The following is a 25,110-nucleotide window of genomic DNA, read 5'->3' on the forward strand; positions in this document are numbered from 1 at the left end:
CCGCACCGGCGTTACTGTGTCGAAACCTGCGTGGTCCTGTTTGCGCAAAGCAAGGTGACTCGCCGGATTTCGGTGACATAAATTTATCGAATGATAAAAACTTAGGCAAAGCAAGTCGGTTTCTTTGATAAAAATGGCGTTCGACCCATGTCGTGACGTTCTCTTTGCCTGCCGGTTCAGCGTTTGCCCGCTTTTCAGACAAACCGATTTGACAGCCCCCGCGCGGCAGGCTTAGCGTCATGATCGGTCCTCATGCGGTGCGTCCGGCTCGCGGGACGGTCTTGTCACTTATGCGATTCACGGTGTTTTGCGCGGTGATCCGGAACCTGATCTGAAAGGCGATTCATGCTTGATAAAACTCCCGATTCGGCTCCCGATACGTCCGACGACCGAGCGTTGATCGACGTTTCCCACCTGCGGGTCGAGTTTCCGACACGCGGCGGTCTTGTGGTCGGGGTCAAGGATGTGTCCTTCTCCATCGACGCGGGTGAGACGCTCTGTGTCGTGGGTGAGTCGGGTTCGGGAAAATCCGTGTCTTCTCTGGCAATTATGCGCCTGATCGAGTTCGGCGGCGGGAAGATTGCCGGTGGCGAGATCAAGCTGCGCAAGGAACACGAGATCATTGACCTGACCGCGATGGACCCCGAGAAAATGCGGGCGTTGCGCGGCGACGATATCGGCATGATCTTTCAGGAGCCGATGACCTCGCTCAATCCGGTGTTCACCATCGAGCGCCAGCTTTGCGAGGGGCTGCGTCTGCACAAGGGTATGAGCAAGGAACAGGCCCGCGCCCGTGCGCTCGAACTGATGAAAGACGTGCGCATCCCCGAACCGGAGCGGCGTCTGAGCCAGTATCCCCACGAGTTGTCCGGCGGTATGCGCCAGCGTGTGATGATTGCGATGGCGATGGCCTGCGAGCCGAAGTTGCTGATCTGCGACGAGCCGACCACGGCGCTGGACGTGACGATTCAGGCGGAGATTCTGGCGCTGATCGACCGGCTGAAACGCGAACACAACACGGCGGTGCTGTTCATCACCCATGACATGGCCGTGGTCGCGCAGATGGCGGATCGAGTCTTGGTGATGTTCCGTGGCGACGTGGTCGAAGAGGGCACGGTCGCGGAAATCTTTGATTCTCCGAAAGAAGATTACACCAAGGCGCTTTTGGCCGCTGTGCCGAAGCTGGGCGAGATGACCGGCAAACCGGCGCCCGAACCGATGCGTCTGATCGGGGTGCCGCAAGTCTCCGTGTCGCCGGTGCCCTATGCGCCGGAGGGGACAAAGCCGGTTCTCGAAGTGAACAATCTGGTCACGCGCTTTCCGGTGAAGGCCGGTTTGCTGCGCAAGACCGTGGCCAATGTCCATGCGGTCGAAGATGTCTCCTTTGCGATCAAGCCGGGGGAGACGCTGTCTCTTGTGGGCGAAAGCGGCTGCGGGAAATCGACCTGCGGGCGTTCGATCCTGCGCCTTGTCGATCCGCTCAGCGGCTCTGTGCGCCTGGACGGCAAGGAGGTTCTGGACCAGAACCCGCGCGATTTGCGCCGGTTGCGTCAGGATATGCAGATGATCTTTCAGGATCCGTTTGCCTCGCTCAACCCGCAGGTGCGGCTCATTGATCAGGTGGCCGAACCGTTGCGCAACTACGGGCTGGCGCATGGCTCCGATGTTACTGACCGCGTCGCGGCTTTGTTCGACCGTGTCGAGCTGCCGCGCGCCTTTCTGAAACGTTACCCGCACGAACTGTCGGGCGGCCAGCGCCAGCGCGTCGCCATTGCCCGCGCCCTCTCGATCAATCCGAAGCTGGTGATTGCGGACGAGGCGGTTTCCGCCCTTGATGTGAGTGTGCAGGCGCAGGTGGTGAACCTCTTGATGGAGCTTCAGGCCGAACTTGGCATCGCCATGCTCTTTATCAGCCACGACATGGCCGTGGTCGAACGGGTCAGCCATCACACGGCGGTGATGTATCTTGGCCGGATTGTCGAGATCGGCCCGCGTCAGGCGGTGTTCGAGAACCCGCAGCACGAATACACGAAATCGCTTATGCTGGCCGTGCCCATCGCCGACCCGCATAACAAGAAAATCAGGGCGGACCTGTCCTTCAAACCGATCCCGTCCCCGATTTTCTCCGCAGACTATGTGCCTGCAAAATCCACTTACCGCGAAGTGTCCAAAGGGCATTTCGTGCTGGAGCCGATCGAAGGCTTTGGCTGATGCGTTTTGAAAAACGCTTATTTAACCGCCGCTTTGGCGGACCTGTCCAGACGATGAAAAGAGAAGAAAATGCCGATTAAGAACCGCCTTGCCGAGCTATTGCCGGAAATCACCGCATGGCGACGCGATATTCACGAAAACCCCGAATTGATGTTCGACCTGCCGCGCACCTCGAAAAAAGTCGCGGATCTGCTGCGCGAATTCGGCTGTGACGAGGTTGTCGAAGGCATGGCGAAAACCGGCGTCGTGGGCGTGATCAAGGGCAAGACCGACACCAAAGGCCGCACCATCGGGCTGCGTGCCGATATGGATGCCTTGCCGATTCTCGAAGAAACCGGCGCCGAATTTGCCTCGAAAAATCCGGGCGTTATGCATGCCTGCGGCCATGACGGTCACACCGCAATGCTTCTGGGCGCTGCGAAATACCTCTGCGAAACCCGCAATTTCGACGGCACCGCCGTGGTGATCTTCCAACCCGCCGAAGAAGGCGGCGGTGGCGGGCGTGTGATGTGTGAAGAAGGCCTGATGGACCGGTTCGGCATCGACGAAGTCTACGGCATGCACAACTGGCCCAACCTCGAAACCGGCAAATTCGCCATCCGTCCCGGCCCGTTCTTTGCCGCTGCGGACGAATTCGAGATCGTGGTGCGCGGCAAGGGCGGCCATGCGGCAAAACCCCATGAGGTCGTCGACAGCACCGTGACCGCCGCGCATCTGGTCATCGCCCTGCAAACCATCGCCTCGCGCAATGTCGATCCGACCGAACAGGTCGTGGTCTCCATCTGCACCGTGGAAAGCTCTTCCAAAGCCCATAACGTCCTGCCCGCCACTGTGCTGCTCAAAGGCACCGTGCGCACGCTGGATGCCGATGTGCGCAAACAGGCTCGCGAGCGGTTGGAAGCCATCTGTGCCGGTGTTGGTGCAACTTACGGCGCGGAGATCGAAGTGGACTACCACCTCGGCTATCCGGTGATGGTGAACCATGAGCGGGAAACCGAATATGCGATCGAGGCGGCCACCAAAGTCGTGGGCGATTGCGGAGAATACCCGCTGGTGATGGGCGGTGAGGACTTTGCCTATATGCTCGAAGAACGCCCCGGCGCCTATATCATCCTCGGCAACGGTCCGGGCGCGCCTGTGCACCACCCGAAATATATGTTCAACGACGAAGCCCTGCCTGCGGGCTGTTCGTGGTATGCGGAAATGGTGGAAAGCCGTTTGCCCGCCGCGTAATAGACCGCCGCGTGACGGAGGTCTGTGCCCGCCTATTCGGGATTTGAGTATTTGAGGCACAAAGGAAACACCAAAGGCGCTCCCATTTGACAGGGGGCGCTTTTCATTTGCGGTGCTATGGAACGTGCGGATCAGCCGCCGGTGTGGCTCATGTGGCGGGAGACCTGACCGTCGGCACGTTGGCGCGAATAGTCGAAATCATGGCCTTTGGGCTTGCGCAGGATTGCGGCCTCGATGGCTTGGATCAGCGGGGTGTCGTCGTCGGGCGAGGCGCGCAGGATGTCGCGGAGCGAGGCGTTGTCCTCTTGTCCCAGACACATGAACAACTCGCCCGTGCAGGTCATCCGCACGCGATTGCAGCTTTCGCAGAAATTATGGGTGAGCGGCGTGATAAAGCCGATCTTCTGTCCGGTTTCTTCCAGCCGCACATAGCGCGCCGGACCGCCTGTGCTTTCTGGCAGGTCCGTGAGGGTGAACCGCGCGGAGAGATCCGCGCGCAGGTCGTCGAGCGACCAGTATTGCCCGACGCGATCCTCGTTGCCCAAGTCGCCCATCGGCATGACTTCGATAAAGGTCAGGTCCATATCCTCGCGGGCGCACCAGTCGGTGAGGGTGAAGAGTTCGTCTTCGTTAAAGCCCTTGAGTGCGACCGTGTTGATCTTGACCCGCAGCCCTGCGTTGCGGGCGGCCTCGATCCCGCCGAGAACCTGCTCAAGCCGTCCCCAGCGTGTCACCCGCTGGAATTTCGCCGCGTCCAACGTGTCCAGAGAGACGTTGATCCGACGCACGCCCGCCGCATAGAGGTCTTTGGCAAAGCGCGACAGTTGCGAGCCGTTGGTGGTGACGGTCAGTTCCTTTAACGCGCCGCTGTCCAGATGCCGTGACATGGCGTCGAAAAAGGTCATGATCCCGCGCCGCACCAGAGGTTCTCCGCCGGTGATGCGCAGTTTTTCGACGCCCAGCCCGATGAAGGTGGAACACATGCGGTCCAGCTCTTCGAGGGTCAGCAGTTCTTTTTTCGGCAGAAAGGTCATGTTTTCCGCCATGCAATAAACACAGCGGAAATCGCAGCGGTCCGTCACCGACACCCGAAGATAGGTGATCGGTCGGGCAAACGGGTCGATGAGGCGGGGCGTTGCGGAGGTCATGCGGGGCAATCTAGGGCGCTTTGGCGGTGACGCCAAGCCTTTCAGGCATCACTTGCGCGAGACTGCACCACGCGGCGCACCATGCTGGCGCGTTTGCGGTCATGTTTGCCGAGGCTCTTGAGCCATGTATCGGCCATGCGCGACACGTCCTTGTCACTGTCTTCGAGCGCATGGGTGAGCCAGTAGAGCACATCGTCGATGGCGTTGACTTCCTCCTCGGACGGGTGGGCGAGTTTCGCCAGCGGTAGCGAAAGGCCGAGGGCGGCGCGGCGGTCCAGAACGCGTTCGGATTTGGCAAGCGTATGGACGGTCTCCATCCGCGACAGGTCGGTGACGATCCTGCGTGCACCGGCGGCGGCCAGCGCGTCCAGTTCGGCCCAGTTGGCGGCCTCGGAAATCCATGCGCAAATCTGGTCCCAGATTTCGGCATCGTCCTTGATCCGCGCTTGGGTCAGAAGTTTCGCCGCCATGATGCGGGCTTCGAACGGGCCATCGGCCCAAAGCGCACGCGCCAGTGCGAGGCGTTCGGGTGCACCGATCTCCTGACGCCAGCTGCGCGCGAGTTCTTCCATCGCCTGCGGGGCCACGCCGAGATAGCTGCCAGCGCCGAAGCGGTTTTCCAATTCGGTCGCGCGGGCCGTATCGGCGTGGGTCATGAGCGCTCCGAGCGCGTCGTCAAACATCATGGGACAGCTTTCCTTCCAGCCGGGTCTTTGCAGCAGACCATTTACAGGCGGTGATAGATGAGAGTGCCGCGCCGCGCAACGTGCCATTGGGCCACAGCGGGCGTGCCCGACAGGTGTCCGACATAAGTCCGACGCGGTGCCGACCCGTCTGTGCGGGGCAAAACGGGTCTGCGCCGGTCGCTCATTCCACCGTGACGGATTTCGCCAGATTGCGCGGCTGGTCCACATCCGTGCCCTTGGCGACCGCCGTGTGATAGGCGATGAGCTGGGCGGGGATGGCGTAGAGCAGGGGGGCGAAAAGGTCGGGCACTTCGGGCATTTGCACCGTTTGCCAGACGCCCTCGGACGCCACCTCCAGCCCTTTGCGGTCGGAGACCAGAAGCACCTTGCCGCCACGCGCCATGACCTCTTGCATGTTCGACACGGTCTTGTCGAAAAGCGCGTCATGTGGAGCGAAAACGATGACGGGTGTGTGGCTGTCGATCAGGGCAATCGGCCCGTGTTTCAATTCGCCGGATGCATAGCCTTCGGCATGTATGTAGCTGATTTCCTTAAGTTTCAACGCGCCTTCGAGCGCGAGCGGATACATCATGCCGCGCCCGAGGAATAGAATGTCCTTGGCCTCGGAGAGCGTGTTGGAAATGATGTTCAGCGTCTCGTCCAGATCCAGTGCGCGGGTCAGAAGACCGGGCAGGCTGCGCAGTTCCGTCAGCCGTTTCGACAGCGTATCCCCGTCGATTTCTCCGCGCTGGTGGGCGGCTTTCAGAGCGAGCAGTGCCAGAACGGTGAGTTGGCAGGAGAAGGCCTTGGTGGAGGCCACGCCGACCTCGACACCCGCCAGAATGGGCAGCGCAATGTCGCTTTCGCGTGCGATGGAGCTTTCGGCGACATTGACCACGGAGACGATCTTGTCCGCCTTGCCCGACATATATCTGAGTGCGGCCAAAGTGTCCGCCGTTTCCCCCGACTGACTGACAAAAATCGCGAGAGTTCGGGCACTTACGGGTGGTTCGCGGTAGCGGAATTCGGAGGCTACGTCGATCTCTACAGGGAGGCGGGCCACCTGTTCGAACCAGTATTTCGCCGTGAAACAGGCGTAATAGGCCGTGCCGCAAGCCACCATCACGATGCGGTCGAAGGCGGAGAAATCAAGTCCGGGATCGGGCAGGGTGATGCCGGTTTCATCTGCGTTGAGATAATAGGCCAGCGCTTCGGAGATCACGGTCGGTTGTTCTGCGATTTCCTTGGCCATGAAGTGTTTGTGACCGGCCTTCTCGATCCGTGCTGCGTCCATTGCGATGGTGCGGCGGGGGCGTTGGACCTGTGCGCCGGAGGCGTCGAAAATATCGACCCCGTCACGGGTCAGAATGGCGCGGTCGCCCTCGTCGAGATAGGTGATCTGGTCGGTCATCTGCGCCAGAGCGATGGCGTCGGAACCCACGAACATCTCGCCCTTGCCGTGACCGATGGCCAGAGGCGAGCCCTTGCGTGCGGCAACCATAAGGTCGTCTTCGCCGTCAAAGAGGAAACACAGCGCAAACGCCCCTTCGAGCCCGTCAATCGTGGCCATCGCCGCGTCCACAGGGGCTTTGCCCGCATCCATGTAGCTCTGGCAGAGCAGGGCCACGGTCTCCGTGTCTGTTTCCGTCGCCGCAGGGTAGCCCTTCGCGGCCAGATCGGTGCGCAATTCGCGGAAGTTTTCGATGATCCCGTTATGCACCACGGCGACCGGACCGGCCTTGTGCGGGTGGGCGTTGGTGACCGAGGGCGCCCCGTGGGTGGCCCAGCGGGTGTGACCGATGCCGGACTTTCCCGCGAGCGGCTCATGCACCAAAAGGTCCGAAAGGTTCACCAGCTTGCCAACGGCGCGACGGCGGTCGAGTTTGCCATTGGACACCGTGGCAATCCCCGCGCTGTCATAGCCGCGATATTCCAGCCGTTTGAGCGCCTCAACCAGAATGGGAGCCGCTTCGTGATTGCCCAAAACCCCTACAATACCGCACATTTTACTGACCTTTTTGCTTTTTAGCCTTCAAAGACTTTAACTTTTCGAACATCCGCACGGCGAGCATGGGTTTGTTCACCTGTTTGGCGCGGGCAATCGCCAGAGCGCCTGCCTCGATGTCGGAGGTGATGACGGAACCGGAGGCGGTCATCGCCTCGTCGCCCACTGTCACGGGGGCGACCAGCATGGTGTTCGAACCGATGAAGGCGTTTCGCCCGATGGTCGTGCGATGCTTGAACACGCCGTCATAATTGCAGGTGATCGTGCCTGCCCCCACGTTGGTGCCGTCGCCGATCTCGGCATCGCCAATATAGGTGAGATGGTTCACCTTGGTGCCTTCGCCGATCTGGGCGTTTTTGACTTCGACGAAATTGCCGATATGGGCATTGTTCGCCAGTTCCGCGCCGGGGCGCAGTCGGGCAAAGGGGCCGACGGTGGCGCCCATCGAGACATGACAGCCCTCGAAATGGGAAAAGGCGCGGATACGGGTGCCGGATTCCACGGTGACGCCGGGGCCGAAGATGACATTCGGTTCCACAACCGTGTCCCGCCCGATATAGGTGTCAAGCGAGAAGAACACCGTGTCGGGGGCTATGAGCGTCACGCCGTTCTCCAGCGCCTCCGCACGTTTGGACGCCTGAAAAATCGCTTCGGCGCGGGCCAGTTCGGCGCGGGTGTTGACGCCGAGTGTTTCGGCTTCATCACAGGCCACCGCCGTTGCTGTGCGTCCGGTTTTCCACGCGATTTCAATGATGTCGGGCAGGTAATATTCTCCCGCCGCATTGTCGTTTCCGACCTGTTCCAACAGATCGAACAGCACAGAGGCCTCTGCCGCGATCAGGCCGGAATTGCAAAATGTGATGGCACGCTCCGCCTCGGAAGCGTCTTTGTATTCGACGATCCGGCGGAGCGTGTCGCCCTCCGTCACCAGTCGTCCGTAGCGGGCCGGATCCGCGGCTTCAAAGCCCAGCACGACCACATCCGCTGTTTTACGCGCTTCGACCATGCGCAGGATCGTGGCTTCGGAGATAAAGGGCGTGTCGCCATATAGCACGATGGCATCGCCTTCAAAACCGGACAGGGCCTCTTTCGCCTGTAACACCGCATGCGCTGTGCCAAGTTGTTCGTTCTGACGGGCGATAAGGATGTTGTCGTCGATCTTGGCGGCCTCGGCGGCAACCTGATCTGCACCATGACCTACGATGAGCACCGTGCGCTCGGGGTTCAGTGCTGCGCCGGATGCCAGCGCATGGGCAAACATCGGGGCGTTGCCGATCGGGTGTAAAACCTTCGGCAGGTCGGAATTCATCCGTGTTCCCTGTCCTGCGGCCAGAAGAATGAGGGCTGTTGCCATGGTTTTCGTCCCGATCTGCTCTTTTCTTTATCTCTGTGCCGTTTTACCCATGATGCGCAAAGCCGCAAGAGTAGTCGCATCACAGTTTCTGACGCCTGATTACAGGTTTGCGCGGGTCTTTGCCAAAGAATACCGCTTTGATGATGTTGCAGGAGACCCGATACGATGAAAACCGTGATTTTCGACCTTGATGGAACGCTGGCGGATACGTCGGCGGATTTGATCGCTGCGGCGAACAGTTGTTTCCGCAATTTGGGCTATGGCGATGTGCTTGATCCTGTGGGCGATGCGCATACGGCCTTTCGCGGGGCGCGGGCGATGCTTGGTCTCGGGTTCTCGAAGGTCAGGCCGGGCTTCACAGAGGCAGAGGTGATGGAGCAATACCCGATCCTGCTTGAGGCCTATGCCGAGGAGATCGACACGCATACGCGGTTGTATGACGGGGCTGTGGAGGCGGTCGAAGGGCTGCGCACAAGCGGTTATGCCGTGGGGATTTGCACCAACAAGCCGGAGGATCTGGCGGATCGTTTGTTGTTGCGGCTGGGCGTGCGTGATCTGTTCGGGTCCATGATCGGGGCCAAGACCGTGGGCGTGTCGAAGCCCGACCCGAAACCCTATGTGGCCGCTGTGGAAGAGGCCGGAGGCGTTCTAGCACAGTCCTTTCTGGTCGGGGACACGGAGACGGATCGCAATACGGCGAAAGCGGCGGGCGTGCCTTGTGTGCTTGTCACCTTCGGGCCGGACGGAGACGGGGTGAAGCGGCTGGAGCCGGAGGCCTTGCTGTCACATTACAATGACCTGTCACGGATCACCAAGGAGTTGATCGGATGAACGCGAACGAGAGTGCCGAGGTTTTCACCGGAAATTTCACCCAGCAGGAGCCCATCCCCGAAGAGGCCATCGAGGCGGCTGTTGCGGTGATGCGGTCCGGCCGGTTGCATCGGTATAACACCGCAGCTGGCGAAGCGGGGGAGGTCGCCTTGCTGGAAAAAGAGTTTGCCGCCTACACGGGGGCGAAATACGCGCTGGCCGTGGCGTCGGGGGGCTATGCCTTGGGGTGTGCTTTGCGCGCCTTGGAGGTTCAGCTGGGAGAACCGGTGCTGACCAATGCCTTTACGCTTGCGCCTGTGCCCGGTGCAATTGCCTCTGTCGGGGCCAAGCCGGTGTTCGTCGGCGTGACCGAGGGGCTGGTGATTGATCTTGATGACCTACAGGTGAAAATCGCGGAGACGGGCGCGAAGGTTCTGATGCTCTCCCACATGCGGGGGCATATCGTCGATATGGATGCGCTCATGTATATCTGTAACGGCGCAGGCGTCGCGGTGATCGAGGATTGTGCCCATACGATGGGCGCTTCGTGGGAAGGTGTGCCGTCAGGGCGGCACGGGCTGATCGGCTGCTATTCGACCCAGACCTACAAGCATATCAATTCGGGGGAGGGGGGATTTCTCGTCACCGATGACGAAGACATCGCCGCGCGGGCCATCATGTTGTCGGGATCATACATGTTATATCCCAAGCACCTCGCCGGTCCGGCCCCTGAGGTGTTCGAAAAGATCAAATACACCACGCCCAATGTGTCGGGGCGGATGGATCATCTGCGTGCGGCAATCCTGCGGGTGCAGTTGCGATCGCTCGACAGTCAGGTGGAAAAGTGGAACGCGCGGTATCGTGTGGTCGAAGAGGGGCTGCGCGGCACGGCGGGTCTGACCCTGATCGAACGGCCCCAACAAGAGCATTATGTCGGTTCCTCTTTTCAATTCCTGCTGTTGGAATGGCCGGACGCCAAGATCGAGGCTGTGGTTGCGGCCTGTATGAAACGTGGTGTGGAGTTGAAATGGTTTGGGGCGCCTGAACCGGTTGCCTTTACCTCGCGTTATGAAAGCTGGCGCTATGCGGAGCCGCAAAGCCTGCCCGAAAGCGACCGCGTGCTGCGCTCGATCATGGATATACGCCTGCCGCTGACCTTCAGCCTTGAGGATTGCGCAACATTGGCGCGGATCATCCATTCGGAGGTCGAGCGTCACCACCTCGCGTGAGTTTGGCTTTATAACATTGGGCCTGTGTCCCTTTTGGCACTTCATTGTTGCGGGCCGTTCCGTTTCGGGCGGCCCGCTTTGTTTTGTGCCCCTCCGCAAGTCTGTGGTTGTGATCCGGTCTAATTCTGATAAAAAAACTAAGAATTAGACCGCGAATCAAAACAGGACGTGATTTGCGGCGTGCCGGACAGAAAAACCGGACGGTCGGAGAAAAAAATCTTCTAAAGCCCCTTGTAACAAGGGTCTTTCTCACCTTTGCGTTGGTTGACCACAGTGCCGCAGAGGGATAAACCACGACAAGCTAGCAAAGCAGCGTGCCTGCGATCGCCTGACATCCCGTCCCGCGAAGAGGCGCGCCCATCAAGGAGCCGCTCGTGGAAGACTTGCTTCGGGAATATCTCCCCATCGTCATTTTCCTCGGCCTCGCCATTGCGCTGGGCCTCGTGTTCATCTTCGCAGCCCTCATCCTCGCCGTGCGCAATCCCGACCCTGAAAAAGTGTCGGCCTATGAATGCGGGTTCAACGCATTCGACGACGCGCGGATGAAGTTCGACGTGCGGTTCTACCTCGTGTCGATCCTGTTCATCATTTTCGATCTCGAAATCGCCTTCCTGTTCCCTTGGGCCGTTGCGTTCAAGGATATCGGAGTGGTGGGGTTCTGGTCGATGATGGTGTTCCTCGGCGTGCTGACCGTGGGCTTTTGCTATGAATGGAAGAAGGGAGCGCTGGAATGGGCGTGACAACCGGAGCCAACACCGCAGGTGTGGACAAGGAGCATTCCACGCAGGTTCTCAACAAGGAACTGCAGGATAAGGGCTTTTTGCTCACCTCCACCGAGGACATCATCAACTGGGCCCGCACGGGGTCTTTGCACTGGATGACCTTTGGTCTGGCCTGTTGCGCTGTCGAGATGATGCACACCTCCATGCCGCGCTATGACATCGAACGCTACGGGACCGCGCCGCGGGCTTCCCCGCGCCAGTCCGATCTGATGATCGTGGCCGGAACGCTCACCAACAAAATGGCCCCCGCTCTGCGCAAGGTTTATGACCAGATGCCGGAGCCGCGTTATGTGATCTCTATGGGGTCCTGCGCCAACGGCGGCGGTTATTATCACTACAGCTATTCTGTCGTGCGCGGCTGTGACCGTATTGTGCCGGTGGATGTCTACGTTCCGGGGTGTCCGCCGACAGCCGAGGCGCTGATGTATGGCATCCTGCAACTGCAACGTAAAATCCGCCGCACCGGCACGATTGTCCGTTAAGGAGAGGATGTGATGAGCGAAGCCCTCCAAGAACTTGCCGCCCATATCGAGATGAAGCGCCCGAATGATGTGCTTTCTTCCGAACTGGCCTATGGCGAACTGACCCTGCGGGTGACATCTGCGGGGATTACCGATTTTGTCGAGTTTCTGAAAACCGACGGAACCTGCAATTTCTCCACGCTGGTGGATATCACCGCTGTGGACCATCCGAGCCGCGAACAGCGTTTCGACGTGGTTTACCACTTCCTCTCGATGTATCAGAACCAGCGCATCCGCGTGGTTGCTGCGCTGCGCGAAGAGGAAACCATCCCGTCCATTGTCTCCGTGCACCCCTCTGCGGGCTGGTTCGAGCGGGAGGTCTTCGACATGTTCGGGATCATTTTCTCCGGCCATCCGGACCTGCGGCGCTTGCTGACGGATTACGGTTTCCGCGGCCATCCTCTGCGCAAGGATTTTCCGGCCACCGGCTATACCGAAGTGCGTTATGACGAAGAGCTCAAACGCGTCGTCTATGAACCGGTGAGCCTCGTGCAGGAATACCGCCAGTTCGACAACCTTTCCCCGTGGGAAGGGGCGAAATACATCCTCCCCGGCGACGAGAAGGGGGCCTGATGTGAGCGGCGATCCGGCCATCATGATCTGCGTTGGCGCGACTAAAGCGGGCACAAGCTCGCTTTACCGCTATCTGCATGACCATCCGGATTGCCACATGCGCTCCGTCAAGGAGATCCACTATTTCGATACGGTGGAGAACGAGGATTACGCGTTCCAGTTCGATGTGTTCGCACGTCTGCGTGCGGATCTGGTCCGGCGTCAGGACGTGGCGCGCCAGAACGGAAACCGGTGGAAAGTGGCCAATCTTGAACGCCAGATCAAGGATGTCGACGAGATCGTGCGCATTCTGGAACTGGGCGAAGACGGGGTGTCGGACTATCTGTTCTATCTTCTGGACGGGATCGGGGACAAGAAACTCGCAGGCGACATCACGCCGGGATACGGGCTTTTGTCGGAGGACCGGCTGCGCGACATGGCGCATATGGCCCCTGACGTGCGGTTTGTTTTCCTGATGCGCGACCCTGTGGAGCGGCTTTGGTCCCATGTGCGGATGCAGGCCAAGCGCCAGCGTCGCCCCGGAGAGGAAGTGGCGGTGAAGGCCAAGCGGATCATGAACCGTGTGGTGAACCGCGATCTGGAAAAACATATCGCGCCGCGTGGAGATTACGCGGGGATTATTGAGAAACTGAAACGGGCGGTGCCCGAAGACAAGCTGCTCGTCGGGTTCACCGAAGATTTGCTGACGGGCGAGGGGCTTGGGACGTTGTGCCGGTTTTTGGGTATCGCGGAGAGACCCGTCGAGAAAGACCCCCATGCCCATGAGGGCGTGAAACTGGAACTGAGTGACAAGCAACGGCATGAGGCGGCGCGCTTTCTGGCCCCGCAATATGCCTATGTGGAAAAGACCTTTGGCAAGCTGCCCGCCGGGTGGCAAGCGAATATGGCGAGGATCTGAATGATGGACGGCGACATCCGGCAAAACACCTATGATGACGGTTCGCACGATGCGGGCAGCGGGGAACAGAAGATCCGCAACTTCAACATCAACTTCGGGCCCCAGCACCCTGCGGCCCACGGTGTGTTGCGGATGGTTCTCGAGCTGGACGGCGAGATTGTGGAACGTGCCGATCCGCATATCGGCCTGTTGCACCGCGGCACCGAAAAGCTGATGGAGAACCGCACCTACCTGCAAAACCTGCCTTATCTGGACCGCCTCGACTATGTGGCGCCGATGAATCAGGAACATGCATGGTGTCTGGCCATCGAACGTCTCGCAGGCGTTGAAATTCCGCGCCGCGCCTCTTTGATCCGTGTGCTCTATTCCGAGATTGGCCGTGTGCTGAACCACCTCCTGAACGTCACCACCGGCGCGATGGACGTGGGGGCGCTGACCCCGCCGCTGTGGGGCTTTGAAGAGCGCGAAAAGCTCATGATCTTCTACGAGCGCGCCTGTGGTGCCCGTTTGCACTCCGCCTATTTCCGCCCCGGCGGTGTCCATCAGGACCTGCCGCCGGATTTGATCGACGACATTGAGGCCTGGGCCGATCATTTCCCGAAAGTGCTCGACGACATTCACTACCTGCTGTCGGACAACCGCATTTTCAAACAGCGGACCGTGGATATCGGTGTGATCACGGAACAGGAAGCGCTCGACTGGGGCTTCTCCGGCGTGATGGTGCGCGGTTCCGGCATGGCGTGGGATTTGCGTCGCAGCCAGCCTTACGAATGCTATGACGAGTTCGACTTCCAGATTCCGGTGGGCACCAATGGCGACTGCTATGACCGCTACATGGTGCGGATGCAGGAGATGGCCGAGGCGACCAAGATCATCAAGCAATGTATCGCCAAGCTGCGCGAACCGGAAAATCAGGGCGACGTGCTGGCGCGTGGCAAGCTGACACCGCCGAAGCGTAAGGACATGAAGACCTCGATGGAGGCCCTCATTCACCACTTCAAACTCTACACCGAAGGGTTCAAACTGCCCGAGGGCGAGGTTTATGCCTGTGTCGAAGCGCCCAAGGGCGAGTTCGGCGTCTATCTCTATTCGGACGGCACCAACAAGCCTTACCGCGCCAAGCTGCGTGCGCCGGGCTACCTTCACTTGCAGGCGATGGATCACATGGCGAAAGGTCACCAACTGGCCGACGTTTCCGCCCTCATCGCCACCATGGACATCGTTTTCGGGGAGGTCGACCGCTAATGCTCCGCCGTCTTTATCACGAACAACCCGCGTCTTTCGAATTTACTCCGGCGAACCTCGCCTGGGCCGAAGGGCAAATCGCGAAATATCCCGAAGGGCGTCAGCAATCTGCCGTGATCCCGCTGTTGTGGCGGGCGCAGGAGCAGGAGGGCTGGCTCACCAAACCGGCGATCGAATATGTGGGTGACATGCTCGGCATGCCCTATATCCGCGTGCTGGAAGTGGCGACATTCTACTTTATGTTCCAGCTGCAGCCGGTCGGCTCCGTGGCCCATATTCAGGTCTGCGGCACGACGACCTGCATGATCTGCGGCTCCGGCGACATCATTTCCGTCTGTAAGGAAAAGATTGCCCCGACGCCGCATACGCTTTCTGCGGATGGCAAGTTTTCGTGGGAAGAGGTCGAATGTCTGGGCGCCTGTGCCAACGCACCGATGGCCCAGATCGGCAAGGACTACTACGAAGACCTGACCGCCGAGAACTTCTCCAAATTGCTGGACGACATGGCTGCGGGCAATGTGCCTGTGCCGGGATCGCAGATCGGGCGGTATTCTTCCGAACCCGCAGGTGGTCCGGTTGTTCTGGCCGAGCACAAGGGCACGGGCGCGCAATATAACGGTTCCGTTCAGCGCGCGGTCGATATTGGCGATACGCTCAAGCGGATCGACGGCACCGAAGTGCCGCTTCTGACGCCGTGGATTTCCAAAGGGGCAGGGCATGGCAACACGCCGAAACCCGCGCCGACGCCGAAATCCGCAGTGCAACAGGCTGCGGCCAAGAAAGCCGAACCGAAACCTGCTGCGAACAAACCCGCGTCCAAGTCTGGCGTGACCAAGCAGGAAGCCGATGCCAAGTCGAAGGGCAAACCGGTCTCCAAAGCCGCACCTGCGGCGGGCGAGGTCGCGGAGAAAAAGCCGCGCACCATGAAAGCGCCGCGCAAGGCGGGGGCGGATGACCTCAAAATGCTCAAAGGCGTCGGGCCGAAACTGGAACAGACGCTCAATGAGCTGGGGTTCTGGCATTTCGATCAGGTGGCCAAATGGACGCCGGAAGAAGTGGCCTGGGTCGATGCCCGCTTGAAGTTCAAAGGCCGGATCGAACGGGATGGCTGGATCGAACAAGCAAAGATTCTTGCCGAAGGTGGCGAGACAGAATTCTCGAAACGCGCGAAATACTGATACTCAAGCTCTAGAGGCCATAAAACAAACGGCCCGCCAGAGTGACCAACAGGGAATTTTAGGAGTAACAGATGACGGAAGCTATGAAGGCAAAGATGCCGAAAATCGGATTGATCGCCGCGATTTGCGGAATTCTCGCCTTTCTGGCGCTGATGTGGATCGCGGGCTATTCAACCGGCGCGTCTTTTATCGTCGGCGTTCTGGTGGCGTGCCTTGTCGCAATCCTTTTGTGGATCGGCTGGTATGAAGAAGATGTGACGGAGGCCGTTGTTGGCAAACCGGAAGCGGATGTGAGTTCTGCGGGGCTTATGGAAACGACGGGCATTGGCGACGAGCCGGTTTCTGCCGCTGACGAGATCGCGCCGGAGCCTCATGCTGCCGACACGAAAGAGGTGCGTTCGGCGGCTGCGGCAGCGGCACCCGAGGCAGAACCGGTCGAAGATACGGCTGTTGATGTGGCACCCGTTGACGAGGTTGCGGCTGAACCGGTTGTGACCGAAGAGGTCGAAGAAACGGTGACAGAAGAAGACACCGTGACAGAAGCTGTGGCAGACGAAGCTGTTGCACCGGAAGAAACTCCGGCGGTTTCCGCTCCGAAAGCGGCTGGTGCGCCGGATGATCTCAAGGCGATCAAAGGCGTCGGGCCGAAGATCGAGGTCCAGCTTCATGAGCGTGGGATCACGACCTATGCGCAGGTGGCGGCTTTGGGCGGCGATGATATCGAAATGCTGGGCGAGGCCATCAAAGGTGCCTCGACAGCGCGGCTGATCCAATGGGTCGAACAGGCCAAAATCCTTGCCGCTGGCGGGGAAACGGAATTCTCGAAACGCGTCAAAGACGGTGACGTGTATTGAGGGGAAAGAACATGGGTTCCGATAAGGACCGGCATGTGGCGAGGCAGGCGCGGATGGTCGCGATTGTTATTGCCGTGACAATGCTGGTCTGGCTCGGGGTCCAATGGTTGGGCGGGCAACTCGGATTGCCAACGCGATACGCGTTCCTGTTCGACCTTGCGGCGCTCGCCGCCTTCGTGTGGGCGTTTGTGGTGATTTATCAGATTTGGCGCGCAGGGCGTCAGCAGGACTGAAGGGACAAGAGCGATGCTCAAGGATCAGGATCGGATCTTTACCAACCTCTACGGTATGAATGACCGTAGCCTTGCGGGCGCCATGAAGCGCGGGCATTGGGACGGCACGGCAGGTATTCTCGCCAACGGGCGGGACTGGATCATTGACCAGATGAAAGCCTCCGGCCTGCGTGGCCGTGGCGGGGCGGGGTTCCCGACCGGCCTCAAATGGTCCTTCATGCCGAAAGAATCCGACGGGCGTCCGGCCTATCTGGTGATCAACGCCGATGAGTCCGAACCTGCGACCTGTAAAGACCGCGAAATCATGCGTCACGATCCGCATACTTTGGTCGAAGGTGCGCTGATCGCCGGTTTCGCTATGGGGGCCTGTGCCGCCTATATCTACATTCGCGGCGAATATATCCGCGAGAGAGAAGCCCTTCAGGCCGCGATTGACGAGGCCTATGACGCGGGTCTCATCGGGCGCAATGCTTGCAAATCCGGCTATGATTTCGACGTCTATCTGCACCACGGGGCAGGGGCCTATATCTGTGGCGAGGAAACGGCGCTGCTGGAAAGCCTTGAAGGCAAAAAGGGCATGCCGCGGATGAAGCCGCCGTTTCCGGCGGGCGCAGGTCTGTATGGTTGCCCGACCACGGTGAACAACGTGGAATCCATCGCTGTTGTGGCGACGATCCTGCGGCGCGGGCCGGAGTGGTTCGCCTCCTTCGGGCGTCCGAACAACGCGGGCACCAAGCTTATGGCGCTTACCGGTCACGTGAATACGCCCTGTGTTTTCGAGGAAGAAATGTCGCTGTCCGTGCGCGAGATCATCGAAAAACACGGTGGCGGTATCCGCGGTGGCTGGGACAATCTGAAAGCCATCATTCCGGGTGGGGCCTCCTGTCCGGTGCTGCCGAAAGAAAAGCTCGAAGATGCGATCTTCGACTTTGACTGGATGCGGGAGAACCAATCCTCCTTCGGCACGGGCTGTATGATCGTCATGGACAATTCCGTGGACGTGGTCAAAGCCGTGTGGCGTCTGGCCTCCTTCTTCAAACATGAAAGCTGCGGGCAGTGCACGCCATGTCGCGAAGGCACCGGCTGGATGATGCGTGTGATGGACCGTCTGGTGACGGGGGATGCGGAGATCGAAGAGATCGACATGCTTCTGGACGTGACCAAACAGGTCGAAGGTCATACGATCTGTGCGCTTGGTGATGCGGCGGCATGGCCGATCCAGGGTCTGATCCGTCACTTCCGCGATGACATCGAAGAACGTATCAAAGCCAAGAAAACCGGCCGCGTGACGGCTGCGTTCGCGGCGGAGTAAAGAGACCTGATGAAGCCTATGGCCGCCATATTGCCGATGACGCTGCTCGCCGCCTGCCAGATGGATCAGGCGAACGAAGCCATGCGTGGCATGTCCGAGGACCGTATGACGGTCGCTCGGGCCGCGTTTCGGGATATGGAGACCGACGATCTGGCGGGGATGCTGCTTTTGTCGAAGGACATTGCGGACAGTTGCGACCGGATCGAGATCAGTTCTCAGGTGCATAACTTCCTCTCCGCGCGAGTCGAGCGTCTGCCGTTTTCTGACCCTGTGGAGAACCGCAGCCGCCTTGAGCGTGCGGTCTCCGATTTCGAGGCCCGTCATGAGGTCTATGTCGAAGATGACAAGGCATTTTGCGCGGCGGCGAAAGTCGAGATGAGACAGATGACGCCCTTGGGCGCGACATTGATACAAGGACCGGTGAGCTGATGAGCGTAATCAGCACATATCACATGCAGCGGGACATCGGGCGTTCGGGCGCTCTGGTGGGGCGCGGGCCTGTGTCCGGTCGCATGACGGATAAAAACGACCGACCGCATGAACGGAAGGTCACGAGACGACATGGGGACAGCAACCTTTTTGCAAAAGGGAACCTGTCAATGAAACTGGTTAAGACAACACTTCTGAGCCTGTGCCTCGGCACATCCGCTCTGGCCGCTGCGGCAGATTTGCCGCCGCTTCGCGAGGTCAAGGAGATCGACCGGAATATGCTTTGGGCCGGTCTCGCGGTCGAAGTGGCGGATGAATGTCCGACGATTGACGTCAAGAAGCTGAAAGGCCTGTCCTTCCTCTGGGGCCTCAAGAACAAGGCTTCGGAGATGGGCTACAGCGACGACGAAATCCGCGCCTATGTCGAAAGCGACAGGGAAGAGGCGCGCATCCGTCGACTGGGCGAGGACTATGTGCGTCAGGCCGGATTTGATCCGACCACGGCGGAGGGGCTTTGTGCCTTTGGCGAGGCGGAAATCAAGCGCGGCTCTGTGATCGGGTCTTTTCTGAGGAGCACAAAATGATCCGTCAGATGACATATGCGGGCCTGATGGCCTTGATGGCGAGCCCCGTGATGGCGCAAAGCATCACGGAAGATGCGGAGATCACCTCCGTTCTCGTGGACAATATGATCGTAACGGAACTGACGACGATCTGCCCCTCTTTGTCGGCCCGCACGGCGCGGGTGAACAAACAGGCCAAGGCGATGATGGAAACCATCACTGCCAAAGGTTACGGGGCCGAAGAGATACAAACGCTGCAAGATCCGGCATTCCTTGCCACGCTTGCAGCGAAATCGGAAAGCTTCTTTGCCGCGAACGGCATTGAAAAACGGGATACGGAGGCGATGTGCGCCTTCGGCAAAGCGCAGGTTGCGAAGCGGACCCCGCTGGGCAAGCTCATGAAGAACAGGTGATGCAGAATGGCAGACAAGCGCAAAATCATCATTGACGGGACCGAGATCGAAGTCGATCCGGCTATGACGATCCTTCAGGCCTGTGAAGAGGCCGGGATCGAAGTGCCGCGGTTCTGCTATCACGAACGGCTGTCCATTGCGGGCAACTGCCGCATGTGTCTGGTCGAGGTCGTGGGCGGTCCGCCGAAACCTGCGGCAAGCTGCGCGATGCAGGTCAAGGACATGCGTCCGGGGCCGGAAGGTGCGCCGCCTGTGGTGAAAACCAATTCGCCGATGGTGAAGAAAGCCCGCGAAGGGGTGATGGAGTTTCTGCTCATCAACCACCCGCTCGACTGCCCGATCTGTGATCAGGGCGGCGAATGTGATCTGCAAGATCAGGCGATGGCATACGGCGTGGATTTCTCGCGCTACCGCGAACCCAAACGCGCGACCGAGGAGCTGAACCTCGGCCCGCTCGTCAGCACCGCGATGACCCGCTGTATTTCCTGCACCCGCTGCGTGCGCTTCACGACCGAGGTCGCGGGCATCACCCAGATGGGCCAGACGGGCCGTGGCGAAGACAGCGAGATCACCAGCTATTTGAACGAAACGCTGGCCTCCAACCTTCAGGGCAACATCATTGACCTGTGTCCGGTGGGCGCGCTGACTTCGAAACCCTATGCTTTCACCGCACGTCCTTGGGAATTGACCAAGACCGAGACCATCGACGTGATGGATGCGCTTGGCTCCAACATCCGTGTGGACACCAAGGGCCGTGAAGTGATGCGTATTCTGCCGCGCAACCATGATGGCGTGAACGAGGAATGGATTTCCGACAAGACCCGTTTCATCTGGGACGGTCTCAAACGCCAGCGGATCGACACGCCCTATATCCGCAAGAATGGCAAGCTGACCAAAGCGACATGGGCCGAAGCCCTCGCCGCCGCAGCCAATGCCATGAAGGGCAAGAAAGTCGCGGGCATTGTGGGCGATCTGGCCCCGGTCGAGGCGGTTTACGCTTTGAAAGGTCTCGTCGAAGGGCTGGGCGGTCATGTGGAATGTCGTGTGGACGGTGCGAAACTGCCCATCGGCAACCGTGGCGTTTATGCTGGCACGGCGAAGATCGAAGATATTGATGACGCGAAATTCATCCAGATGATCGGCACCAACCCGCGCGACGAAGCGCCGGTGTTGAACGCGCGGATTCGCAAGGCCTGGGTGAAAGGTGCCGAGGTCGGGCTGGTCGGCGAAGCGGTCGATCTGACCTATGATTACACCCATGTGGGCACGGATCGGGCAGCACTCGAAAGCCTGTTGAACAAGGACTATGGCGCGGTTGTTGATCAACCCTCCATCGTCATCGTCGGCGCAGGCGCGATCAACGAGGCCGATGGCGAAGCGGTTCTGGCTGCGGCACAGAAACTCTGCGATCTGACCGGCTCCAAACTCATGGTGCTGCACACGGCAGCAAGCCGTGTCGGGGCGATGGATGTGAATGCTGTGACCGAAGGTGGCCTTGATGCGGCGACAAGTGGTGCGGAGGTGATCTACAACCTCGGCGCGGACGAGGTCGAAATTGCCGACGGTCCTTTCGTGATCTACCAAGGCTCGCACGGCGATCTGGGCGCACATCGTGCCGATGTGGTTCTGCCCGGGGCAGCCTATACCGAAGAAACCGGCCTGTTCGTCAATCTCGAAGGGCGTCCGCAACTGGCGCTCCGTGCGGCTTTCCCGCCGGGTGAGGCGAAAGAGAACTGGGCGATCCTGCGTGCGCTTTCGAGCGAAGTGGGCGCAACGCTGCCTTACGACTCGCTGGCGCAACTGCGCAATGCCCTGATCGAAGACGTGCCGCATCTGGCACAGATCGACTCGGTGCCGGAGAACGAGGTGGTCGCACTTCCTCAGAAACCGCTGGGCAAGGCGACATTCCGCAACGCGGTGAAGGATTTCTATCTGACAAACCCGATTGCGCGCTCCTCCGTGCTGATGGCGGAACTCTCCGCTATGGCCAAGGCGCGCAAAGAGACACCGGTGGCTGCCGAGTGATGACGGGGCGCGCCACATATCCTGCCGGTCCGGTGCTTGGGCTTATGGCGGCTGTTCAGCTTTCGGGCTGTGCTGTTGCTGCGCCCGAGGCCGAGGTGGGGCGTATGGCGGGGCAAACCGAATATCTCGGTGTGGAGACCCGTCTTCTGGACGGTGATCTGGTGAATTTCTTCGTTGCCGCCAAAGGCGACGAGGCAAAAAAGGACGTGGTGGCCTATGCAGATTGTGCCGCCGCGCAATATGCGCTGATCCGGGGTTTCGGATTTGCGCGACATGTGCGGACAAATGTTGCACATGAGGCTGGAATTTGGCGCGCGGATGCTGTTTACACCATCTCGCCAGCGCTTCCCGAAGGTTTGCGCAAGCTCGACGCAGAAGTCGTCGTCGCAAACTGTCGGGATAACGGAATACCGACGGTGTGAAAGGCTGAAAAATGGTCGAATTTTTCACGACAACTAACTTGGGGATCTTTCTGCTCACGCTCGGGCAGATCTTGCTGGTCCTCGTGCCGCTCTTCGTGGCGCTCGCCTTCCTGATGTATGGCGACCGTAAGATCTGGGCCGCGGTCCAGATGCGTAAAGGCCCCAACATCGTGGGCGTCTTCGGCCTGTTGCAGTCTTTTGCGGACTTCATCAAATACCTCGTGAAAGAGGTGGTCGTACCGGCAGGGGCGGACAAGTTCGTCTTCTACCTCGCGCCGATGATTACCTTTATCACGGCGGCCATCGCTTGGGCGGTGATCCCGTGGAATGACGGCTGGGTGATCGCGGATATCAATGTGGCAATCCTCTACATCTTCGCGGTCTCTTCGCTTGAGGTCTACGGGGTGATCATGGGGGGCTGGGCGTCCAACTCGAAATATCCGTTTCTGGGCTCGCTGCGCTCTGCCGCACAGATGATTTCCTACGAGGTCTCTATCGGCCTCATCATCATCGGCGTGGTGCTGTCCTCCGGTTCGATGAACTTCGGTGACATCGTCGCGGCGCAAGACGGGGCGGGGATCTTCAGCTGGTATTGGCTGCCGCACTTCCCGATGGTCTTCTTGTTTTTCGTCTCGGCTCTGGCGGAAACCAACCGCCCGCCGTTCGATTTGCCCGAAGCGGAATCGGAACTCGTCGCAGGCTATCAGGTTGAATATTCCTCCACGCCGTTTCTCTTGTTCATGATGGGCGAGTTGATGGCGGTGGTGCTGATGTGTGCCCTCGTGTCGATCCTGTTCTTCGGCGGCTGGAACTCGCCGGTCGAATTCCTGCCCGACGGTATCCTGTGGCTGATCCTCAAGATGCTGATCGCCTTCTTTATCTTCTCGATGGTGAAAGCCATTGTCCCGCGTTACCGCTACGACCAGTTGATGCGCATTGGCTGGAAAGTCTTCCTGCCGCTGTCGCTGGGCTGGGTCGTTCTGGTCGCATTTTTTGCTCAATACGGTGCGTTCTGGGGAACCTATGCGCGCTGGACGGTAGGAGGCTAACCCATGGCTCTCGATTATACCCGCGCCGCCAAGTATTTCCTGATGATGGACATCTGGGCCGGCTTCAAAATCGGACTGCGGTATTTCTTCGCCCCCAAAGCGACGATCAACTACCCGCATGAAAAAGGCCCGCTCAGCCCGCGGTTCCGTGGCGAACATGCGCTGCGCCGTTATCCCAACGGCGAAGAGCGTTGTATCGCGTGTAAACTGTGCGAGGCGATCTGCCCTGCGCAGGCCATCACCATCGACGCCGAACCGCGCGAAGATGGATCGCGGCGCACCACGCGTTACGACATCGACATGACCAAATGCATCTACTGCGGTTTCTGTCAGGAAGCCTGCCCTGTGGATGCCATTGTCGAAGGCCCGAATTTCGAATTCTCTACCGAAACCCGTGAAGAACTGTTCTATGACAAGGAGAAACTCCTTGAGAACGGTGCGATCTGGGAGGCGGAGATTGCCCGCAACCTCGAACTGGATGCGCCTTATCGCTAAGAGTTGGACCCCTTTATGAACGATTTCACCAAACTTTTCGCTGAGATGATCGAGCAGAGCCAGAAAATGGCGGCGTCGATAAATCCGGCGCTGGAGAATTTCCAGATGCCGGCTCTCGACAAGTTGTTCCCGACCATGTCGCGCGAACAGATGGAAATGTTCTGGGGCAATACGTTCAACAAGGACGGGCTGGACGCGAAAACGCGGTTGTTGGTTGTTCTGGCCGGACAAACGGTTTTGGGGGCACAGGCCGCAGCGCCATTCAAAATGACGGTCCGCCACGCCATGGAGGCGGGGGCCACACAACAAGAGATCGCGGAAGTGATCTATCAAATGTCAATGCTGGGCGGGGTTCCGGCAATGTCGAAGGCACTGGAGCTGGCGCAAGACGTCTTCTCCGAGACGCAGGAGGGCAGTGAATGACTGTCGCAGATTACGCATTTTACCTTTTCGCCATCGTGATGCTGGTGGCCGGGGTGTTCACGGTCGTATCCCGGAACCCCGTGCATTCCGTCCTCTGGCTGATCGTCACGTTCCTGACCGCATCGGGGCTTTTCGTGCTTCTGGGCGCGGAATTCGTCGCGATGCTTCTGGTCATTGTTTATGTCGGGGCTGTCATGGTTCTGTTCCTCTTCGTGGTCATGATGCTCGACGTGGATTTTGCCGAGTTGAAAGCGGGGATGGCGCAATACTTGCCATTCGGCCTTCTGATCGGTGTGGTTCTGCTGTTGCAGATGGGCTTTGCCTTTGGCGACTGGAGTTCTGCCGAGGGTGCCGAGGCGCTGCGTCGCTCGATCACGCCGGATGCCGCCGAGGTGCATAACACTGCGGCTCTGGGGCAGTTGATGTATGACGACTACCTGATGCTGTTCCAACTGGCGGGGCTGGTGCTTCTGGTCGCGATGATCGGGGCGATTGTCCTGACGCTGCGCCACCGTTCGGATGTCAAACGCCAGAACGTGCTCCAGCAGATGTATCGCAAGCCCGAAGACTCCTTCGAAATGAAGGACGTGAAACCGGGGCAGGGGCTTTAAGCCGGGGCTTTAAGCCTACGAATGAGCGGGGCGCGCAGAGTTTGCCCCGTTACCTAAGGCCGCGACAAGGCGGCGAGAGAGAAAGAACTGAGGGACGACATGGTCGGACTTGAACATTACCTGACAGTGGCCGCGGCGCTGTTTGTCATCGGCATCTTCGGGCTCTTTTTGAACCGGAAGAACATCATCATCATCCTGATGTCGATCGAGATGATCCTGCTGTCGGTCAATATCAACCTTGTCGCCTTCTCCTCCTTTATGGGGGATTTGACGGGACAGATTTTCACGATGCTGGTGCTCACCGTGGCCGCAGCAGAGGCCGCCATCGGGCTGGCCATTCTCGTGAGCTTCTTCCGCAACCGCGGCACGATCGACGTCGAAGACGTCAACGTGATGAAAGGGTAACTG

27 protein-coding genes are annotated in these 25,110 nt (G+C 59.4%); 23 read left to right on the forward strand and 4 right to left on the reverse strand.

Annotated features, from left to right (window positions below; genetic code table 11):
• Positions 1-345: 345 nt before the first annotated feature.
• On the forward strand, positions 346-2,211 hold the full coding sequence (locus KO492_RS06210; protein WP_216044153.1) for an ABC transporter ATP-binding protein: 1,866 nt from the start codon (positions 346-348) through the stop codon (positions 2,209-2,211).
• 69 nt (positions 2,212-2,280) lie between these two features.
• Positions 2,281-3,444: a M20 aminoacylase family protein gene (locus tag KO492_RS06215; RefSeq protein WP_216044154.1), complete on the forward strand. Its 1,164-nt coding sequence runs from the start codon at positions 2,281-2,283 to the stop codon at positions 3,442-3,444.
• 131 nt (positions 3,445-3,575) lie between these two features.
• Here KO492_RS06215 and moaA read toward each other — a convergent pair whose 3' ends face one another.
• The 4 genes from moaA to glmU all read right to left on the reverse strand — a co-directional run bounded on the left by moaA (position 3,576) and on the right by glmU (position 8,637).
• Positions 3,576-4,592 (reverse strand): GTP 3',8-cyclase MoaA, encoded by a 1,017-nt coding sequence (gene moaA, locus KO492_RS06220; RefSeq protein ID WP_216044155.1) that lies wholly within the window; start codon positions 4,590-4,592, stop codon positions 3,576-3,578.
• A 41-nt stretch (positions 4,593-4,633) separates the two neighbouring features.
• Positions 4,634-5,278 carry a DNA alkylation repair protein gene (locus KO492_RS06225; protein ID WP_216044156.1) on the reverse strand — a complete coding sequence of 215 codons (645 nt, stop codon included), beginning with the start codon at positions 5,276-5,278 and terminating at the stop codon, positions 4,634-4,636.
• Between the two features lie 181 nt (positions 5,279-5,459).
• On the reverse strand, positions 5,460-7,283 hold the full coding sequence (gene glmS, locus KO492_RS06230; RefSeq protein ID WP_216044157.1) for a glutamine--fructose-6-phosphate transaminase (isomerizing): 1,824 nt from the start codon (positions 7,281-7,283) through the stop codon (positions 5,460-5,462).
• 1 nt (position 7,284) lies between these two features.
• Positions 7,285-8,637, reverse strand: coding sequence for a bifunctional UDP-N-acetylglucosamine diphosphorylase/glucosamine-1-phosphate N-acetyltransferase GlmU (glmU, locus tag KO492_RS06235; RefSeq protein WP_216044158.1), 1,353 nt, complete (start codon positions 8,635-8,637; stop codon positions 7,285-7,287).
• 165 nt (positions 8,638-8,802) lie between these two features.
• Between glmU and KO492_RS06240 the strand changes: the two genes are divergently transcribed.
• From KO492_RS06240 to nuoK, 21 genes are all read left to right on the forward strand, one after another.
• Positions 8,803-9,468: an HAD-IA family hydrolase gene (locus tag KO492_RS06240; RefSeq protein ID WP_216044159.1), complete on the forward strand. Its 666-nt coding sequence runs from the start codon at positions 8,803-8,805 to the stop codon at positions 9,466-9,468.
• Positions 9,465-10,676 carry a DegT/DnrJ/EryC1/StrS family aminotransferase gene (locus KO492_RS06245; RefSeq protein WP_216044160.1) on the forward strand — a complete coding sequence of 404 codons (1,212 nt, stop codon included), beginning with the start codon at positions 9,465-9,467 and terminating at the stop codon, positions 10,674-10,676. The genes KO492_RS06240 and KO492_RS06245 overlap by 4 nt, the downstream gene beginning before the upstream one ends.
• Before the next feature lie 374 nt (positions 10,677-11,050).
• Positions 11,051-11,416 carry an NADH-quinone oxidoreductase subunit A gene (locus KO492_RS06250; protein ID WP_216044161.1) on the forward strand — a complete coding sequence of 122 codons (366 nt, stop codon included), beginning with the start codon at positions 11,051-11,053 and terminating at the stop codon, positions 11,414-11,416.
• On the forward strand, positions 11,407-11,940 hold the full coding sequence (locus tag KO492_RS06255; RefSeq protein WP_216044162.1) for a NuoB/complex I 20 kDa subunit family protein: 534 nt from the start codon (positions 11,407-11,409) through the stop codon (positions 11,938-11,940). Before KO492_RS06250 ends, KO492_RS06255 begins: the two co-directional genes overlap by 10 nt.
• 12 nt (positions 11,941-11,952) lie before the next feature.
• The gene (locus KO492_RS06260) at positions 11,953-12,552 is read left to right on the forward strand and encodes an NADH-quinone oxidoreductase subunit C (protein WP_216044163.1); all 600 of its coding nucleotides are present in this window, start codon (positions 11,953-11,955) and stop codon (positions 12,550-12,552) included.
• Position 12,553: 1 nt separating this feature from the next.
• Complete coding sequence (locus KO492_RS06265; protein WP_216044164.1) at positions 12,554-13,450, forward strand: sulfotransferase; 897 nt, start codon at positions 12,554-12,556, stop codon at positions 13,448-13,450.
• Positions 13,451-14,695: an NADH-quinone oxidoreductase subunit D gene (locus KO492_RS06270; RefSeq protein WP_216044165.1), complete on the forward strand. Its 1,245-nt coding sequence runs from the start codon at positions 13,451-13,453 to the stop codon at positions 14,693-14,695.
• The gene (locus KO492_RS06275; RefSeq protein WP_216044166.1) at positions 14,695-15,873 is read left to right on the forward strand and encodes an NADH-quinone oxidoreductase subunit E; all 1,179 of its coding nucleotides are present in this window, start codon (positions 14,695-14,697) and stop codon (positions 15,871-15,873) included. The genes KO492_RS06270 and KO492_RS06275 overlap by 1 nt, the downstream gene beginning before the upstream one ends.
• 71 nt (positions 15,874-15,944) lie before the next feature.
• Complete coding sequence (locus KO492_RS06280; RefSeq protein WP_216044167.1) at positions 15,945-16,727, forward strand: helix-hairpin-helix domain-containing protein; 783 nt, start codon at positions 15,945-15,947, stop codon at positions 16,725-16,727.
• An 11-nt stretch (positions 16,728-16,738) separates the two neighbouring features.
• Positions 16,739-16,960 carry a DUF5337 domain-containing protein gene (locus tag KO492_RS06285; protein WP_216044168.1) on the forward strand — a complete coding sequence of 74 codons (222 nt, stop codon included), beginning with the start codon at positions 16,739-16,741 and terminating at the stop codon, positions 16,958-16,960.
• 13 nt (positions 16,961-16,973) lie between these two features.
• Entirely contained in the window at positions 16,974-18,272 is a 1,299-nt protein-coding gene (gene nuoF / locus KO492_RS06290) for an NADH-quinone oxidoreductase subunit NuoF (RefSeq protein ID WP_216044169.1), read from the forward strand.
• Between the two features lie 9 nt (positions 18,273-18,281).
• Positions 18,282-18,701: a hypothetical protein gene (locus KO492_RS06295; protein ID WP_216044170.1), complete on the forward strand. Its 420-nt coding sequence runs from the start codon at positions 18,282-18,284 to the stop codon at positions 18,699-18,701.
• 170 nt (positions 18,702-18,871) lie between these two features.
• Positions 18,872-19,285 (forward strand): DUF5333 domain-containing protein, encoded by a 414-nt coding sequence (locus tag KO492_RS06300; protein WP_216044171.1) that lies wholly within the window; start codon positions 18,872-18,874, stop codon positions 19,283-19,285.
• On the forward strand, positions 19,282-19,677 hold the full coding sequence (locus tag KO492_RS06305; protein WP_216044172.1) for a DUF5333 domain-containing protein: 396 nt from the start codon (positions 19,282-19,284) through the stop codon (positions 19,675-19,677). The genes KO492_RS06300 and KO492_RS06305 overlap by 4 nt, the downstream gene beginning before the upstream one ends.
• 6 nt (positions 19,678-19,683) lie before the next feature.
• Complete coding sequence (gene nuoG / locus KO492_RS06310; protein WP_216044173.1) at positions 19,684-21,702, forward strand: NADH-quinone oxidoreductase subunit NuoG; 2,019 nt, start codon at positions 19,684-19,686, stop codon at positions 21,700-21,702.
• On the forward strand, positions 21,702-22,124 hold the full coding sequence (locus tag KO492_RS06315) for a hypothetical protein (protein ID WP_216044341.1): 423 nt from the start codon (positions 21,702-21,704) through the stop codon (positions 22,122-22,124). Before nuoG ends, KO492_RS06315 begins: the two co-directional genes overlap by 1 nt.
• Positions 22,125-22,135: 11 nt before the next feature.
• Positions 22,136-23,173 (forward strand): NADH-quinone oxidoreductase subunit NuoH, encoded by a 1,038-nt coding sequence (nuoH, locus tag KO492_RS06320; RefSeq protein WP_066603534.1) that lies wholly within the window; start codon positions 22,136-22,138, stop codon positions 23,171-23,173.
• A 3-nt stretch (positions 23,174-23,176) separates the two neighbouring features.
• Positions 23,177-23,668 carry an NADH-quinone oxidoreductase subunit NuoI gene (nuoI, locus tag KO492_RS06325; RefSeq protein WP_216044174.1) on the forward strand — a complete coding sequence of 164 codons (492 nt, stop codon included), beginning with the start codon at positions 23,177-23,179 and terminating at the stop codon, positions 23,666-23,668.
• A gap of 15 nt (positions 23,669-23,683) precedes the next feature.
• Positions 23,684-24,091: a carboxymuconolactone decarboxylase family protein gene (locus tag KO492_RS06330; RefSeq protein ID WP_216044175.1), complete on the forward strand. Its 408-nt coding sequence runs from the start codon at positions 23,684-23,686 to the stop codon at positions 24,089-24,091.
• A complete protein-coding gene (locus tag KO492_RS06335) occupies positions 24,088-24,702 on the forward strand; it encodes an NADH-quinone oxidoreductase subunit J (RefSeq protein ID WP_066603540.1) in 615 nt (204 codons plus the stop codon). Before KO492_RS06330 ends, KO492_RS06335 begins: the two co-directional genes overlap by 4 nt.
• 99 nt (positions 24,703-24,801) lie before the next feature.
• Complete coding sequence (gene nuoK / locus KO492_RS06340; protein ID WP_066603543.1) at positions 24,802-25,107, forward strand: NADH-quinone oxidoreductase subunit NuoK; 306 nt, start codon at positions 24,802-24,804, stop codon at positions 25,105-25,107.
• Positions 25,108-25,110: the final 3 nt, after the last annotated feature.

This window comes from Celeribacter halophilus, assembly GCF_018860305.1.
In the GTDB taxonomy this organism is placed as follows: Bacteria; Pseudomonadota; Alphaproteobacteria; order Rhodobacterales; family Rhodobacteraceae; genus Celeribacter; species Celeribacter halophilus_A.

What these genes read in the sequence shown, in the direction of transcription:
- KO492_RS06210 (WP_216044153.1), top strand. Translation starts at nt 346, where the DNA reads ATGCTTGATAAAACTCCCGATTCGGCTCCCGATACGTCCGACGACCGA.
- KO492_RS06215 (WP_216044154.1), top strand. Translation starts at nt 2,281, where the DNA reads ATGCCGATTAAGAACCGCCTTGCCGAGCTATTGCCGGAAATCACCGCA.
- moaA (WP_216044155.1), bottom strand. Translation starts at nt 4,592, where the DNA reads ATGACCTCCGCAACGCCCCGCCTCATCGACCCGTTTGCCCGACCGATC.
- KO492_RS06225 (WP_216044156.1), bottom strand. Translation starts at nt 5,278, where the DNA reads ATGATGTTTGACGACGCGCTCGGAGCGCTCATGACCCACGCCGATACG.
- glmS (WP_216044157.1), bottom strand. Translation starts at nt 7,283, where the DNA reads ATGTGCGGTATTGTAGGGGTTTTGGGCAATCACGAAGCGGCTCCCATT.
- glmU (WP_216044158.1), bottom strand. Translation starts at nt 8,637, where the DNA reads ATGGCAACAGCCCTCATTCTTCTGGCCGCAGGACAGGGAACACGGATG.
- KO492_RS06240 (WP_216044159.1), top strand. Translation starts at nt 8,803, where the DNA reads ATGAAAACCGTGATTTTCGACCTTGATGGAACGCTGGCGGATACGTCG.
- KO492_RS06245 (WP_216044160.1), top strand. Translation starts at nt 9,465, where the DNA reads ATGAACGCGAACGAGAGTGCCGAGGTTTTCACCGGAAATTTCACCCAG.
- KO492_RS06255 (WP_216044162.1), top strand. Translation starts at nt 11,407, where the DNA reads ATGGGCGTGACAACCGGAGCCAACACCGCAGGTGTGGACAAGGAGCAT.
- KO492_RS06260 (WP_216044163.1), top strand. Translation starts at nt 11,953, where the DNA reads ATGAGCGAAGCCCTCCAAGAACTTGCCGCCCATATCGAGATGAAGCGC.
- KO492_RS06270 (WP_216044165.1), top strand. Translation starts at nt 13,451, where the DNA reads ATGATGGACGGCGACATCCGGCAAAACACCTATGATGACGGTTCGCAC.
- KO492_RS06275 (WP_216044166.1), top strand. Translation starts at nt 14,695, where the DNA reads ATGCTCCGCCGTCTTTATCACGAACAACCCGCGTCTTTCGAATTTACT.
- KO492_RS06280 (WP_216044167.1), top strand. Translation starts at nt 15,945, where the DNA reads ATGACGGAAGCTATGAAGGCAAAGATGCCGAAAATCGGATTGATCGCC.
- KO492_RS06285 (WP_216044168.1), top strand. Translation starts at nt 16,739, where the DNA reads ATGGGTTCCGATAAGGACCGGCATGTGGCGAGGCAGGCGCGGATGGTC.
- nuoF (WP_216044169.1), top strand. Translation starts at nt 16,974, where the DNA reads ATGCTCAAGGATCAGGATCGGATCTTTACCAACCTCTACGGTATGAAT.
- KO492_RS06295 (WP_216044170.1), top strand. Translation starts at nt 18,282, where the DNA reads ATGAAGCCTATGGCCGCCATATTGCCGATGACGCTGCTCGCCGCCTGC.
- KO492_RS06300 (WP_216044171.1), top strand. Translation starts at nt 18,872, where the DNA reads ATGAAACTGGTTAAGACAACACTTCTGAGCCTGTGCCTCGGCACATCC.
- KO492_RS06305 (WP_216044172.1), top strand. Translation starts at nt 19,282, where the DNA reads ATGATCCGTCAGATGACATATGCGGGCCTGATGGCCTTGATGGCGAGC.
- nuoG (WP_216044173.1), top strand. Translation starts at nt 19,684, where the DNA reads ATGGCAGACAAGCGCAAAATCATCATTGACGGGACCGAGATCGAAGTC.
- KO492_RS06315 (WP_216044341.1), top strand. Translation starts at nt 21,702, where the DNA reads ATGACGGGGCGCGCCACATATCCTGCCGGTCCGGTGCTTGGGCTTATG.
- nuoH (WP_066603534.1), top strand. Translation starts at nt 22,136, where the DNA reads ATGGTCGAATTTTTCACGACAACTAACTTGGGGATCTTTCTGCTCACG.
- nuoI (WP_216044174.1), top strand. Translation starts at nt 23,177, where the DNA reads ATGGCTCTCGATTATACCCGCGCCGCCAAGTATTTCCTGATGATGGAC.
- KO492_RS06330 (WP_216044175.1), top strand. Translation starts at nt 23,684, where the DNA reads ATGAACGATTTCACCAAACTTTTCGCTGAGATGATCGAGCAGAGCCAG.
- KO492_RS06335 (WP_066603540.1), top strand. Translation starts at nt 24,088, where the DNA reads ATGACTGTCGCAGATTACGCATTTTACCTTTTCGCCATCGTGATGCTG.
- nuoK (WP_066603543.1), top strand. Translation starts at nt 24,802, where the DNA reads ATGGTCGGACTTGAACATTACCTGACAGTGGCCGCGGCGCTGTTTGTC.